This is a genomic window from Hymenobacter sublimis (assembly GCF_023101345.1).
In the GTDB taxonomy this organism is placed as follows: Bacteria; Bacteroidota; Bacteroidia; order Cytophagales; family Hymenobacteraceae; genus Hymenobacter; species Hymenobacter sublimis.
In genome coordinates, this window is the sequence record NZ_CP095848.1 from 2,151,786 (window position 1) to 2,166,181 (window position 14,396).

A 14,396-nucleotide genomic window follows, 5' to 3' on the forward strand; every position below is an offset into this window, starting at 1 on the left:
AGGCTATTGTTGAAAGGAAGGGTTAGGGAGTACTTACTACCGAATATAAAGCACCAACTGGGATAGGCAGCAATCTAAAAACCCGCTTAAACGCCTGTATTTCAACAAAAAATACCGAAAACGTTTTCGAAAACGTTTTCGGTAGGTGAAATTATTTCCCGGAAGAGTAAAAAAAATACGTAGCTTAATCTCGTTGACCAAAAATCAGGTGCTGAGTTGGGTTTCTCAATGCACCTGCTCATCTTTGGAATAATTCAATTCACTGCCATGATCAAATGCACGAAGTGCCACCTGGCCGACGCCGTGATGCGGGCGGGCTTTATTCGGGGGCGGCAGCGCTACCACTGCAAGGCTTGCAACTACCACTTCACGGATGACAAGGGGGCCGTTGTGCCGGAGAAAAAACGGCGGCAAACCACCATCAGCGACGTGGCCCGGGAGTTGGGAGTGGCGCCCTCCACGGTATCAAGGGCCCTAAATGGCCACTCCGACATTAACATCAACACGCGGCGGGCCATTATGGAGGTAGCGCGCCAACTCGACTACCAGCCTAACCTACTGGCCCAGAGTCTAAAGAGCAGCGAAACCAAGACTATAGGAGTTGTTATCCCGGATATTGAGCGGCCATTTTTCGCTACCGCCGTCAGTGGCATTCAGCAGGTAGTGGCCGAGGCGGGCTATAGGGTGATGATCTGCCAGTCCAAGGAATCCTACGAAATGGAGGTCAGCAACGTGCAGGCTCTGATTGCCAGCCGCGTAGACGGCCTGCTGATCTGTCACTCCCGGGAAACCGAAAACTTCGACCACGTGAAGCAGTCCGCTACCCGGGGCATTCCCATCGTGCACTTCGATAGGGTGTGCAACGAAGTGGATACGGCCAAGGTAATTCTGGACGACTGGAACGGGGCCTTTCACGTGACGGAGCACCTGATTGAGCAGGGCGCGCGCCGCATTGCCATTCTGGCCGGGCCGGAGGGCCTGCTCATCAGCCGCAACCGACTGGCGGGCTACCTCAGCGCCTTGCTCAAGCACGGCCTGCCAGCTCACGACGAGTTGCGCACCCACATCCACTTCCGACCCGAGTCGGCGGTGGCCGCCCTGGACGCCTGGCTGGCCCTCCCCCAGCCCCCGGACGCCATTTTTGCCATTAACTACACCAACGCCTTCGACCTGCTGGTGGCCCTGAAAGCCCGCGGCATCCGGGTGCCCGAGGACATTGCCGTGGTGGGCTTCGGCGACGAGTTCATGGCCTCCATGATTGAGCCGGGCCTCACCACGGTCAACCTGCACCCCTACCGCATTGGGCAGCAGGCGGCCCGGCTGTTTCTGGAGCAAGTGCAGGAGAAAGAAGCCTTCCAGCCCCGCACCTTCGTCATCACCGGCGACCTAGTAATTCGCCAATCTTCGCTGAAAGCCAAGGGCGAAAAACGCAAGCCGGAGTTTTTCAAGCTCGATATTTGAGCTGGCTGTTAGCGGCTGGCAATTAGCTGTTAACTGTTAACAAAAAGGCACCGGCTGAGCCCTCATGTAGAGGGGTTCTGCCGGTGCCTTTCGTGATGAACATGCTGTAATAGCCAACAGCTAGAATGTGTTAGCAGTCAGGGTCTTCGAATACTCAAAGACGGTCATGCAGAGCGTAGCGAAGCATCTCGCGTGCTGATGTTGCCAAACTAATCAGGCGTCAGCACACGAAATGCCTCGACCAACTCGACATGACGTTCTGCGGGTTAGGTGTGAGCAGTTGCTAACAAGCAACCACTCTCAACCTTACGGGTTGATGGTTTCGATGCTGCCATCGGGGCGGCGTTTTAGCTCGGTGACTTTCACGTTGCGCAGCCACGTTTTGCCCGACAGCTCCGTGTCGTGGTAGAAGATGTACCACTTACCGTTTACTTCCACGATGGAGTGGTGGGTAGTCCAGCCTTCCACGGGGTTCATCAGGACGCCCTGGTAGGTGAAGGGGCCGTAGGGCGAGTCGCCGGTGGCGTACACCAGCAGGTGGGTGTCGCCGGTGGAATAGGAGAAGTAGTACTTGCCGTTGTACTTGTGCAGCCAGCCGCCCTCAAAAAAACGGTGCTTGTTGTCGCCCGACAGGAAGGGCTTGCCATCCTGGCCCAGAATCTGGACTTCTTTTACGGGCTCCGCGAAGGTGAGCATGTCGTCGGTTAAGCGCGCCATTTTGGGTCCGAGGGCCTTTTCTTGGGGGCCGGGTTCCTGCTCCTTGGGCTTGCTGGCGTCGTATTTGCCGGTGCGCCAGCGCTGGAGCTGCCCGCCCCAGATGCCGCCCATGTACATATAGGTCTTGCCGTCGGTGTCGGTAAACACGGCTGGGTCGATGCTCAGGCTGCCCGGAATGGGCTGGGGCTGGGCCTTGAACGGACCGGTAGGCGACGTGCTGGTAGCCACCCCAATCCGGAACACATCCTGCTTATCCTTCACCGGAAAATAGAGGTAGTAGGTTCCGTTCTTGTAGGCCGCGTCCGGGGCCCAGAGCTGGCGGCCCGCCCAGGAAATGTCCTTGGTATCCAGCGCCACGCCGTGGTCCGTTACCTTGCCGCCAATACTATCCATCGACAGGATGTGGTAGTCGCGCATGGCAAAATGGTCGCCGTTGTCGTTTTCCGGCATCCCCGTTTCAATGTCGTGGGAAGGGTAAATGTAGATTCTGCCGTTGAAAACGTGGGCCGACGGGTCGGCGGTGTAGATATCCTTAACCAGCGGCCGGGCCAGGTATTTCCGACTGCCGGAAGCAGCTGAATCCGTTGTTGCCGGGGCGGGCGCCTCGGCCGACGTGGCGGTGGTTTCGGCGGCGGGTTGCTTTTGCTGGCAGGAACTCAGCAGGGCTGCGGGCAGCAGCAGCGTCAGGGCCGATACGGTGGTGGTAGCGAGCAGGTGGGAATGGCGCTTAAACAGCACGGGCGGGAAGTTAGGAGGTGGACAAACCAGCTACGGGTCGCGCAGGCGCCCGCAGGTAAACAGCAAGTCGGGAGGAGCGGGCGGCAGCCGGCAGCATCGGAGCCGGCAAACCCAGGAACGAGGGGCAGGCCACTGGATGGGGCAACTGCACTGTTCGCCCCAAATATAGATTCCTGCTAGTTTGACTGACGCGCTTTGCCGCCACTATTGCTGAAAATAAACTCTGTAATCGATTGTGGTAGCAAGGGCCGCTACCGCCCCCTAATGAAACGTGTTATCTTCCTGTTTCTAAACGCTCCTACCTCTTATGCCCGTCCGCGACATCCTGCAACTTGGCCACCCACTACTCCGGGCCGTGGCCGAGCCCGTAGCCGACCCTAGCGCTCCCGCAATAGCCAACCTAGTCACGGACCTGACCGACACCGTGGCCCACTGGCGCGACACCACCGGCTACGGCCGGGCCATTGCCGCACCTCAGATTGGGGAGTTGCAGCGCGTGATTCTGCTGCGCCTGCCGGGCCGGCCGGTGTGGCCGCTCATCAATCCCAGCATCATCGCCCACAGCCCTGAGAAACTGGTTGTTTGGGATGCCTGCCTCTCCTTCCTCTCCATATTCATGCAGGTAGAGCGCTACGAGTGGATTCGGGTGCGCTACCAGGACCAGCAGGGCCAGTGGCACGAAGCCCACGCCGGCCGCGAAGACGACCTAGCCGAGCTACTCCAGCACGAAATCGACCACCTCGATGGCATCCTCTCCCTGGACCGCATGGTGGACGTGAAGTCCCTCTGCTCCCGCGAGGAGTTTGAGCGCCAGTTTAAAGCCAACAGCCCCTACGGGCGGTAGCCAAAGCGTACAAACCGGCTGTCATTCCGAGCAGAGCGAGGAATCTGGGGCAAGCCTTTCAACGATTTCACCCAGATTCCTCCTGCGTCGGAATGACAGCCGGTTTCTTTAGGCCAGCGCCGCTGCTTCGAGCCACTACCCCTACCTTGCGCCTCATGGTCAGCCCCTACTACCCCTTCCTCGTCTACGACCTGCAAGAAAATGCTACCCCGGAACGCCAGTACCGGATTGTGGTCGACTTGTCGGAAATGGATGATTACTACGCCGTGTTCGAGAAGCACGGCTTCAGCGGCAGCGGCGCATCCTGGGCCGAGCACATCGAAACCATCGTGGAAGAGCACGAACCGGAGCTACTGGACCATCTGGAGCTGGCCGGTGAAGGGGAAATATTCCGGGCCTACGCCGACAGCCGGGCCGCTACGCAGCAGTTTCTACGCCTCGTCCACCCCATCTTCGCCAACCTCGGCAGCCTGAATAAGTACCTCAGCCAAGCCGACCCCGGCGACTTTTTTGAGTAGGTTATTTAAGGTAGCAGAAGGCAGTTTCTTGTTAAACATGGTATTTAGGAAGGTCTTTATTTCCAGCAGTTGAACCTCCCGCGCGCGGGAGGTTTACTATACAGAAGGCAGATGAACTTGCTGGACATTGAATCGAGCAAATCCGTAGGCTACCTGCCACTTTAAAACCCAGCGCAGCCATCCTCGCTGCCAATGGGCGCCCCATCGGGCATGGGCAAGGAGGGGGCAGGCTGAAATTTTTCGGGGGTTTCTTCGAACTGCTGAATGGTGCGCAGGGCGGCAAGCTGGGTGGCTTTGTGGCGCTCGTCTCTGCCTGATTTCGCTTCTTTCTGCAGCCAGGTTTTCAGCTCGTCCACTTTCATCGTCGTTACCGCTTTCACGCCGGCGGGTGCCTGCGAGGTAGCGGCTAGAGTCAGCAGGCGGTGCAGGGTGAGCGTGTTTACTAAGCGCTGCAGCTCGCCGGGGTAGCCGGCTTCGGGCTTGGCCTGCCAGGTTTGTTTTACTAGTCTGTCGAGCACGGCGGCCAGGCCGGGCTGCTCCTGGTGGCGGGCGTGGTACTCTTCGAGGCGGGCAGCGCGCTGGGGGTTCAGCAGAAACTCCAGGGTAGTAGCCGCCGCTGATTCGGCCGCGCCGGTAGGGTCGAAAGTGAGGCCGGTGCGGGTGCTAAAGGTTTCGCGGGTGCGCGGGTAGTTCACGGGGCGGGGTGGAATCTTAGCCAGCAGTTCCTCCGAGAGAGCCAGTTCGCGGGGCGAAATGGTGCGTAGCAACGCATCGAAGGCTTTCCACTGCTCGGCGGGTTCTATCAGGCGCGTTACGGTCTGGCCGTCGCCTTTCACGGCGTAGGTGTAGTAAAGGCCGCCCAGCACCTTGGACGTGGCTTCTACTTGGTAGCGCTGCAGCAGGTACATGGGCACCAGCACTTCTTCCAGGGTAGCCATGGGCTGGCCGGGAGCAATGGCTTTTTCGGAAAAGCGGTCCAGCACGGCCCGGCGCACATCCATGACGTGGTGCAGCTCGTCGGCGGCGCTGGTGCCGTTGTCCCAGAGGTGGGCCAGCGGGTGCGCCCCGCCCTGGGCCCGGGCGTCGGCATCGGCCATGAACACGTAGCCGTCCCGGAGGGTCTGGGTGATGATGTTTTTGAGCGCGGCGGCCTCGTTGGCCTGAGGGCCAAAATCCTGGTAGCCATAGAGAATGGCGCGCTTGTCCCAGGTGCCAATTTCGGTGGTGTAGGCCTCGCTCAGGTCCACGGTGCCATCGGGACGGAGCGTGAGGCGGGGCACGGGGTAGTCCATCACCGATGACCGGTCCCGGGTGCTGGCGGCGTAGTTGTGGTAGAGGCCCAAGGTGTGGCCTACCTCGTGGGCGGCCAGCTGGCGCAGGCGGGCCATGCTCATACGCAGCATGTCGGGGCTGGTGGGCTTGCCGTCCTCGTAGGGCTGCAACAACCCCTCGGCAATCAGGTAGTCCTGCCGCTCGCGCAAGGAACCCAACGACACCTGCCCCTTGAGAATTTCGCCGGTGCGCGGGTCCACGATGGAGGAGCCGTACGACCAGCCACGGGAGGAGCGGTGAATCCACTGAATCAGGTTGTAGCGGATGTCCATGGGGTCCACGCCCTCGGGCAGCATCTTCACCTGGAAGGCATTGCGGTAGCCGGCTGCCTCAAAGGCCTGGTTCCACCACGCAGCGCCTTCCAGCAGGGCCGAGCGCACGGGCTCGGGCGTGCCCCGATCGAGGTAGTATACAATGGGTTCCACGGCTTCGCTCTGGGCCGCGGCGGGGTCTTTCTTCTGGAGGCGGTGCCGCACAATCTGCCGCTTCTGAATGGGCTGATCAATGGGCGCGGCGTAGTCCATGTACTCGTTGGCGAAGTAGCCGGCCCGCGGGTCGAAGGCGCGGGGCTTGTATTTATTGTCGGGCAGCTGAATAAAGGAGTGGTGCAGGTGCACCGTCACGGCGCTAGGGTCGGGCGTTACGGAGTTGATTTCGCGGCCTTTGCCCTTGCCCGTGAGCGTCACCACGGCTTCAAACTCGGTGTTCTGCGGAAATGATTTGGTGTTGGGCAGAAATACCGCCGAGCGGCTTTCCTCGGCCTTGTAGGTGCCTTGTTTCAAGTCCTCCAGCTTGTCGCCGAGCTGGTGGGAGTCGCGCAGCAGAAAGGGCGTCAGGTCAATCAGCACCCGGCCTCCCTCCTGGGCTTCGGCCTTGAAGCCCCACAGCACCGATTGGGCAAAGGAATTCTCCACCGACTGCCGCTCCTCGGCGTTCGGGCTCACGGCCCGGAAATCATAGTTAGGCTGCAACAGCAGAATCTTCGGGCCGCTCTTCACGAACTTCACGATGCGCGTCTGCCCGATCTGGCCGCGGTCCAGGCCCAGGTCGTTAGAGCCCACCCCGTTGGGTAGGGTGCTGACGTAGAGGATTTCCTGGTCGAGCTTGTCGATTTCCAGCAGCACCCGGCCCGTTTTCTCGTCCCAGTAAAACGGAAAAAAGCCCGAGGACTTTTGCATGCCCTTGGTTTTCTCGGCCAGGCTTTGGGCCGAAACCACGTGGGAGCTAACGAGCAGGGAGCCAACCAGGAGCGAGTACAGTTTTTTCATGCGGCGGAGAGGTAGTGAAGGTGGCGGAAGGTAGAAAGGGATGCCGAGGTTGCCAGCAGCTACGGCACAAGTTTAGCGCTTCTTCAATGCAGATTAGTGTGAGTACTAGCCTCATTCATTGGAAAGGGGGAAACTAGTACTCACGCCACGGGTAGTTTTCCACCAATCGGGGCTCACCCTCACCGCCGCCAATTGCAGATTATCTTGTTACTTGGAAACCGTTCCGTTCCTACTCTACCATCGTGTCCTCAACTTCTGCTGCCCGCTGGAAACTGGTGCTAGGCTCCCCGGCCGATGCCGCTAATGAAATCCCCTTCTCCCCCGACTATGGGCGCATGGATGAGGTGCTTACTCAACTCTACGACCAAGATGGCGAACGGAAAGCCGGTCTGGGCGGCTCGGCCCCCAAGGTCAGCCGCTGGCTGGGCGACATCCGCACCTATTTTCCTTCCTCCGTTGTGGCCGTAATGCAGCAGGACGCCATGGACCGCCTGGGCCTGCACCAACTGCTGCTGGAACCCGAAGTGCTGCGCACCGTGCAAGCCGATGTGCACCTGGTGGGCACCCTGCTGTCGTTAAGCCGGGTGATGCCCCAGAAAGTGAAGCACACGGCCCGCGAAGTGGTAGGCAAGGTAGTGCGCGAGCTGGAGCAGAAGCTAGCCAACCCGCTGCGCCAGGCCGTGCAGGGGGCCCTGAGCCGGGCCGTGCGCAACCCGCGCCCCCGCTACCACGAAATCAACTGGGCCGCTACCATCCGGGCCAACCTCAAGCACTACCAGCCCCAGTACAAAACGGTAGTGCCCGAAAAGCTCATCGGCTACGGGCGGCGCGGGCAGGCACTCAAGGAAATTGTGCTGTGCGTGGACCAGAGCGGATCCATGGCCTCCTCAGTAGTGTACGCGGGCGTGTTTGGAGCGGTGCTGGCCTCGTTGAAGGCGGTGAAAACCCACATGGTGGTCTTCGATACGGCCGTAGTCAACCTGAGCGAAAACCTGCAGGACCCGGTGGATTTGCTATTCGGGGTGCAGCTCGGGGGCGGCACCGACATCAACCTGGCCCTCACCTACTGCCAGCAGCTCATCACCCGCCCCACCGATACTATTCTAGTGCTCATCAGCGACTTGTACGAGGGTGGCAACGAGCGGGAAATGCTCAAGCGCGCCGCCGCCCTCAAAGCTGCCGGCGTGACGATGGTGGCCCTGCTGGCCCTCGCCGACGACGGTGCCCCCTCCTTCGACCGCCGCGTGGCCGAGCAGCTAGCCACTCTGGGCATTCCGAGCTTTGCCTGCACACCCGGCCAGTTCCCGCAACTGATGGCCGCCGCCATTCAGGGGCAGGAACTGAAGGTATAGCGTCCAAGGCAAGGCTCAGGGAAGGGGTAGGCCGGTGAAATGTACGAGGCACCGCCAGGATTTCTTATCATCGGCAAAGCAATTCAACTACGGTTCTGCTACTAGGAATTTATACCTGTTGACCTGGATTTTTACGAGGTCCGGATGTTACTTGTAGGCTGTCCTCGCTTCGTCGGTTTACGCCGGCTCGCGCACTACCGGCAAGTGCCTATCCTCACCCATTCTCCGTCAACTAATGGCTACCTCCACTACTCCTGACATTACCTTCCGCCTAGGTGGCGACCTGACCATCAACCGCATGGGCTACGGGGCCATGCGCATCACCGGCGACGGTATTTGGGGCCCGCCCCAGAACCACGACGAGGCCATCCGGGTGCTGCAGCGGGCCGTGGAGCTGGGCGTCAACTTTATTGACACGGCCGACAGCTACGGTCCGCACGTGTCAGAAGAACTTATTGCCGAGGCCCTCCACCCCTACAAGCCCGGACTGGTGATTGGCACCAAGGGCGGCCTGCTGCGCACCGGCCCCAACCAGTGGCCCATTGACGCCAGCCCCGCCCACCTGCGCGAAGCCCTGGAAGGCAGCCTGCAGCGCCTGAAACTAGATACGATTGACCTCTATCAGCTCCACCGCGTCGACCCGAACGTACCGTTTGAACAAACCCTGGAATTGTTGCAGCAGGTGCAGGAAGAAGGCTTGGTCAAGCACATCGGCCTGTCAGAGGTGACCGTAGAGCAGATTCAGCAGGCTCAGCAGTACGTCAAGGTTGTGTCGGTGCAGAACATGTACAGCGTGGACAACCGCAAGTGGGAGGCGGAGCTGGACTTCTGCGAGAAAAATGGTTTGGCTTTCATTCCGTGGTACCCACTAGCCGGCGGCAACGAGCAGGCCCTCAGCAAGCTGGCTACCATCGGGCAGAAGTATAACGCCAGCAAGCAGCAGGTAGCCCTGAGCTGGCTGCTGCACCGCTCGCCCAACATTCTCCTGATTCCGGGCACCTCCAAGGTCAAGCATCTGGAAGAAAACGTGCAAGCCGCCTCCCTGGCCCTTACCCTCGACGACATGGCCGAGCTAGAAAACCTGGGCGGCTCAGCGGGGGCGGAGTAAGTAGGCCGGCGGCTGGTTCCGAAACCTGGTTGAGGCAGCGCGCTACCTGCATGCTGCCCCAACCGGGTTTTCGTACGCTGCGGGGCTTGCGTAACTTGCGGCACCGTTCGGTTATCGTGCGGAAAAACGCTCGGGCCAAACGCAGCCCGTTCGACACCCCGCCGCGGGCAGCTGACCCCACTGAGTGGCACCCTTATGAGTAAAACTGTACAGATTGGCGAGCTGGCCGTGGAAGTAGTGCGCAAAGCCATCCGGACCATGCGCGTCACGGTGTATCCACCGGCGGGCCGGGTGCGCGTGGCCGTGCCCCTGCGCCTGCCCGAAGAAACCATCCATCAGTTCGTGCTTTCCCGCCAGGCCTGGATTCAAAAGCACCAGGCGCGGTTTGCGGCCCTACCCCAGCCCGTGGCCGTAACCTACCAAACGGGCGAAACCCACTACTACCAGGGCCGCCCCTACGAGCTGCGCGTGCACGCTACCACCAGCCGCGCCCGGGTGGTTCTTTCCGAAGAACACCTAAACCTGTACGCGGCAACCGGCAGCACCCCCGCCGAGCGTGCCGCCGTGCTCAATGCCTGGTACCGGGCCCGCCTAAAAGAACAAATTCCGGCTTTGTTAACTTACTGGGAACCTGTTGTAGGGGCCCGGGCCGAGGACTGGGGCGTGAAGCAAATGAAAACCCGCTGGGGCACCTGCAACATCCGAGCCCGGCGCATCTGGTTGAGCCTGGAGCTGGCCAAGAAGCCCGCAGGCTGCCTGGAATACGTGGTAGTACACGAACTGGTGCACCTGCACGAGCGTCTGCACAACGCCCGTTTTTGGGGCCTGATGGACCAGTTCATGCCCGATTGGCGCCAGCACAAAGCGGCCCTGCAAACCAACCCCACCGGCCAGGAATCCGGCGGTGGCGACGACGCGGATTAAGCACTTGGCAAGTCGCTTTGTAATAGGCCAACACAGGAACGTTAAACGGAAAACAACAGAACGTCATGTCGAGCCGGTCGAGATATCTCGTTCGTGAGTAATCAGATTACCAGTGCAACGTCAGCACGCGATATGTCTCGACTGGCTCGACATGACGTTCTTTCATCACCTATATTACTACTGTATTCCTACCCCTGCCGGCCCCCTAAAACCCTAGCTACCTACTTCGGCGCTGCTGACCACAGGCACGTACACTCTACCAAGTGTACTCTATAACCGCAAGGGCATGGCCTCAACAACCGATTTGCAACGCTTTCTGGACGCCCAGCGCACGGATTACCTGGTGGCGCTAGCTGAAATAAAAAATGGCCGCAAGCGCAGCCACTGGATGTGGTACATTTTCCCTCAGATTCAGGGCCTGGGCTTTAGCGAAACCTCGAAATTCTACGCTATCCGCAACCGCGCCGAGGCCGAGGACTTCTTCCGGCATCCTGTGCTCGGGCCGCGCCTGCTGGAAATATCCCGGGCGCTGCTCGCCTTGCCCGGCACCAACGCCACCGCCATCTTCGGCAGCCCCGACGACCTGAAGCTAAAGTCCTCCATGACGCTGTTTTCCTGCGTGCCCAACGCTGACCCCGTCTTTGAGCAAGTGCTGGACAAGTTCTTCGGTGGAGACCCCGACGGCAAAACCCTGCAGATTCTCAGCCGCTAAGCTGCTTCACTAGGCTGCGGCTACCTCAGCCCGACGACCGTTTCCAGACATTATTTTACTCCCTGCAAGATTCCTTCAATCCGCGCCAACTCTTCCTCACTGAATTGCAGGTTATCCAGGCAGCGCAGGGAGTTGGAAAGCTGGTCGGGTTTGCTGGCTCCGATGAGCACGGACGTTACCCGTTCGTCGCGCAGAATCCAGCTCAGGGCCATTTGGGCCAGGCTTTGGCCGCGTTCCTGGGCTAGCGTATTGAGTTGCTGCACCTGACTGAGGCGCTCCGGAGTAAGTTGATTTTCGGTGAGGAAGCCTACCCCTTTGGCCACGCGGGAGTCCTCGGGGATGCCGTGCAGGTACTTGTCCGTCAGCAGGCCCTGGGCCAGGGGCGAGAACGGGATGCACCCAACTCCTTCCTCGCCCAGCAAATCCAGCAGGCCGCCTTCTACCCACCGCTCAAACATGGAGTATTTCGGCTGGTGAATCAGGCAGGGCGTGCCCAGCTCCCGCAGAATACGGATGGCCTCGGCGGCCTCCTGGGGCTGGTAGTTGCTGATGCCCACGTACAGGGCCTTGCCCTGGCGCACTACCTGGTCGAGAGCACCCATGGTTTCTGCCAGGGGCGTGTCGGGGTCGGGACGGTGGGAGTAGAAGATGTCCACGTACTCCAGCTTCATCCGGCGCAGGCTCTGGTCGAGGCTGGAAATGAGGTATTTGCGCGAGCCCCACTCCCCGTAGGGACCTTCCCACATGTGGTAGCCGGCCTTGGTGGAGATGATGAGCTCGTCGCGGTAGCTGCGGAAGTCTTCCTTCAGGATGCGGCCGAAGTTGGTTTCTGCCGAGCCGGGGGGCGGGCCGTAGTTGTTGGCCAGGTCGAAGTGGGTCACGCCGCTGTCGAAGGCCCGGTGCAGGGTAGCGCGGAAGTTCTGGAGCACGTCCACGTCGCCGAAGTTGTGCCAGAGGCCCAAGGACACGGCTGGCAGTTTCAGGCCGCTACGGCCGCAGCGGCGGTACTGCATGGAAGAGGAATAGCGGGTAGGGCTGGGTTGGTAGGGCATGGCGTTGGTTGCAGTTAGCTGATGACGTTGGGGCGGCAAGTACGCAGGAACCTGGAAATAGTCCGTACGCGGCCCGCTCTTTGTTGCGCCGACCAGTCTACTTTTCCCGACCTTTTGCCGGGCAACCCGGCTTGCTCCGAGCCCCAGCTACTGCTTCCCTCTCCTCGCGCCCATGAGCCACCTGATTCCGACCTACCGGCTGCAGTACTTCTCCCGTCCTGATGATGAGGTAGCGGACGTGTTTTTCCTGGACGAGCATACTCACACCAGCGGTCCGCCCCTCCGAACTCCCTACCGGGGCAACTATTACAAGATTGGCATTTGCCTGCGCGGCACGGCGGAGCTGAAGGCCAACCTGGAAACCTACACTATCGAGCCCGGTAGCCTGATGCTGATTACGCCCCACATCATCAAGGAATGGACGTCCTTCTCCCCTGACCACGACAGCCTTTCCATTTTCTTTACCCCGGAGTTTATTACCACCCGCAACCACATTCCGGTTGATCATTTCCAATTTCTGGAAAATGCTACCCGGCCCGTGCTACCGCTTGCGGCCCCCGAGGCCCAAAGTATCACCGCTTCCTTGCGCCTGTTGCAGCAGAAGTTTCAGGCCCCGGCCCCCTACCGCAACCAGGTCATCAAAAGCCTCATCAACAGCCTACTCTATGAGGTAATAGGCCTCTATGACCAGCAGCACGCGGCGCTGCAGGCCACCCAAACGCGCAGCCAGCTGCTCACGGCTGAATTCAAACACCTGGTGAATGCCCACAGCACCACGGAGCGGAGCGTGAAATTCTACGCCGACCGCCTGTGCATCACGCCCAAACACCTCACGGAAACGGTGAAGCAGGTAACCGGCAAAACTGCCGGCGAGTGGATTGAGGAGGCGGTGATGCTAGAAGCTAAGGCGTTGCTGCAAAACCAGCAGCTCACCGTAGCCCAGGTCGCCGACCTGCTCCACTTCACCGACCAGTCGGCCTTCAGCCGGTTTTTCCGCAACAGCCTCGGCCTCTCGCCCACCGCTTACAAGCAGGCGGGATAGTTACTAGGTGTATGCCGGGCAGAGAATAGCGGCTTCTGAAAACAGTAATCGTGTCCTGCTGAGCTGGTCGAAGCATCTTTACCTCTGGCTAACGCAATCATGCAGGCGAAGCGGGAGAGATGCTTCGACCAGCTCAGCAGGACACGGCCTATTAAGAAAGACTTCACTGCTGCCTTCGCTTTCCGCCGTTTCGCCCAACTTTCCCGCCGTTTCGCTCTTTCCGGCGGCTTTGTTACGGACCACCTTTGCCGGGTATCCGTCACTCATTTCCATTTCTTATGATTCTGATAACCGGCGCTACCGGCCACATCGGCTCGGCCGTACTTGAACAACTCCTGCGCAAACTTCCCGCCAGCCAGCTTGCCGCTTTGGTGCGCGACGAAGCCAAAGCCACCCACCTGAAAGCACAAGGTGTGGACATTCGGGGAGGTGACTACCGCGACCCGGCCTCCCTGGAGCAGGCTATGCAGGGCATTAGCAAGGTGCTGCTAGTTTCCGGCGGGGGCGACGAGGATGGCCTCCAACAGCACTGCAACGTGGTAGATGCCGCCAAAAAGGCCGGCGTAGGGTGCATAGGCTATACCAGTCGCGCCCTCCGGGAGCCCGCTACCTTGGTCAACCAGCTCATGGAGCGCCACTTCCAGACGGAAGACTACATCCGGGCCAGCGGCCTACCCTACCTGCTGTTTCGCAACATTCTGTACATGGATACGCTGCCCCAGTTCGTGGGGCCGCAGGTGTTTGAAAAGGGCATCCAACTCCCGGCCGGCCAGGGCCGCGTGGCCTTCGCCCTCCGCCGCGACCAGGGTGAGGCCATTGCCAACGTGCTGGCCGACGACTCCTGCCAGAACCGCATCCTCACCTTCACCGGCGCCGCTACCTACTCCTTTGCCGATGTAGCCCAGGCCCTAACTGAGCTATCCGGCCGGCCCGTGGAGTATACCCCTGTTGAGGAGCCCGAGTTTATGGCCCGCCTACGTACCCAAGGCCTGCCTGAGGTAGCCGTGGAGCGCATCACCGGCTTCCTCACCGACATCAAAAACGGTCAGGAATCTACCGTCACCGCCGAGCTGGCCGACTGGCTGGGCCGCCCGCCTACCCCGCTGAAGGAGGGAGTGAAGGAGATCTTCAAGTTGTAAGTAGTGGTAGGAATAACTTTAAGACATCCCAATCAGAACCATTAGCAGCACGCAAAGCAATTGCGGGCAGAAAGATGCCTGCTGTTTCAGCCAATACAAATCGGTGTGCAGACGCAGTCTGCCTAGCCACCAAAGTTAAATTTCTCCCCGACCTTCGGCCACCTTATTGCCTGTTTCGTTGTTATCAAC

General features: G+C 60.1%; 12 protein-coding genes. 9 read left to right on the plus strand and 3 right to left on the minus strand.

Annotated features, from left to right (window positions below; all coding sequences use genetic code 11):
• Nucleotides 1-267: 267 nt before the first annotated feature.
• Nucleotides 268-1,461, plus strand: a complete 1,194-nt coding sequence (locus tag MWH26_RS09040; RefSeq protein ID WP_247976946.1) for a substrate-binding domain-containing protein — start codon at nt 268-270, stop codon at nt 1,459-1,461.
• A 306-nt stretch (nt 1,462-1,767) separates the two neighbouring features.
• Here MWH26_RS09040 and MWH26_RS09045 read toward each other — a convergent pair whose 3' ends face one another.
• A complete protein-coding gene (locus MWH26_RS09045) occupies nt 1,768-2,916 on the minus strand; it encodes a glycoside hydrolase family 43 protein (RefSeq protein WP_247976947.1) in 1,149 nt (382 codons plus the stop codon).
• 307 nt (nt 2,917-3,223) lie between these two features.
• Here MWH26_RS09045 and MWH26_RS09050 point away from each other — a divergent pair, with 307 nt between their 5' ends.
• Together MWH26_RS09050 and MWH26_RS09055 are read left to right on the plus strand one after the other, a co-directional pair.
• Entirely contained in the window at nt 3,224-3,760 is a 537-nt protein-coding gene (locus MWH26_RS09050) for a peptide deformylase (RefSeq protein WP_244696284.1), read from the plus strand.
• Between the two features lie 92 nt (nt 3,761-3,852).
• Nucleotides 3,853-4,278, plus strand: coding sequence for an Imm51 family immunity protein (locus MWH26_RS09055; protein ID WP_247976948.1), 426 nt, complete (start codon nt 3,853-3,855; stop codon nt 4,276-4,278).
• A gap of 161 nt (nt 4,279-4,439) precedes the next feature.
• Here the strand turns inward: MWH26_RS09055 and MWH26_RS09060 are convergent, their stop codons facing one another.
• Entirely contained in the window at nt 4,440-6,878 is a 2,439-nt protein-coding gene (locus MWH26_RS09060) for a zinc-dependent metalloprotease (protein ID WP_247976949.1), read from the minus strand.
• A gap of 242 nt (nt 6,879-7,120) precedes the next feature.
• On the opposite strand from MWH26_RS09060, the gene MWH26_RS09065 reads away from it, so the two are divergent.
• From MWH26_RS09065 to MWH26_RS09080, 4 genes are all read left to right on the plus strand, one after another.
• A complete protein-coding gene (locus MWH26_RS09065; RefSeq protein ID WP_247976950.1) occupies nt 7,121-8,230 on the plus strand; it encodes a VWA domain-containing protein in 1,110 nt (369 codons plus the stop codon).
• 235 nt (nt 8,231-8,465) lie between these two features.
• On the plus strand, nt 8,466-9,338 hold the full coding sequence (locus MWH26_RS09070) for an aldo/keto reductase (protein ID WP_247976951.1): 873 nt from the start codon (nt 8,466-8,468) through the stop codon (nt 9,336-9,338).
• A gap of 195 nt (nt 9,339-9,533) precedes the next feature.
• Nucleotides 9,534-10,262, plus strand: a complete 729-nt coding sequence (locus tag MWH26_RS09075; RefSeq protein ID WP_247976952.1) for a M48 family metallopeptidase — start codon at nt 9,534-9,536, stop codon at nt 10,260-10,262.
• Nucleotides 10,263-10,548: 286 nt separating this feature from the next.
• Complete coding sequence (locus MWH26_RS09080) at nt 10,549-10,974, plus strand: DUF1810 domain-containing protein (protein ID WP_247976953.1); 426 nt, start codon at nt 10,549-10,551, stop codon at nt 10,972-10,974.
• 50 nt (nt 10,975-11,024) lie between these two features.
• Here the strand turns inward: MWH26_RS09080 and mgrA are convergent, their stop codons facing one another.
• A complete protein-coding gene (mgrA, locus tag MWH26_RS09085) occupies nt 11,025-12,026 on the minus strand; it encodes an L-glyceraldehyde 3-phosphate reductase (RefSeq protein WP_247976954.1) in 1,002 nt (333 codons plus the stop codon).
• Between the two features lie 172 nt (nt 12,027-12,198).
• Here mgrA and MWH26_RS09090 point away from each other — a divergent pair, with 172 nt between their 5' ends.
• On the plus strand, nt 12,199-13,068 hold the full coding sequence (locus MWH26_RS09090; protein WP_247976955.1) for an AraC family transcriptional regulator: 870 nt from the start codon (nt 12,199-12,201) through the stop codon (nt 13,066-13,068).
• Between the two features lie 278 nt (nt 13,069-13,346).
• Nucleotides 13,347-14,207, plus strand: a complete 861-nt coding sequence (locus MWH26_RS09095) for an SDR family oxidoreductase (RefSeq protein WP_247976956.1) — start codon at nt 13,347-13,349, stop codon at nt 14,205-14,207.
• Nucleotides 14,208-14,396: the final 189 nt, after the last annotated feature.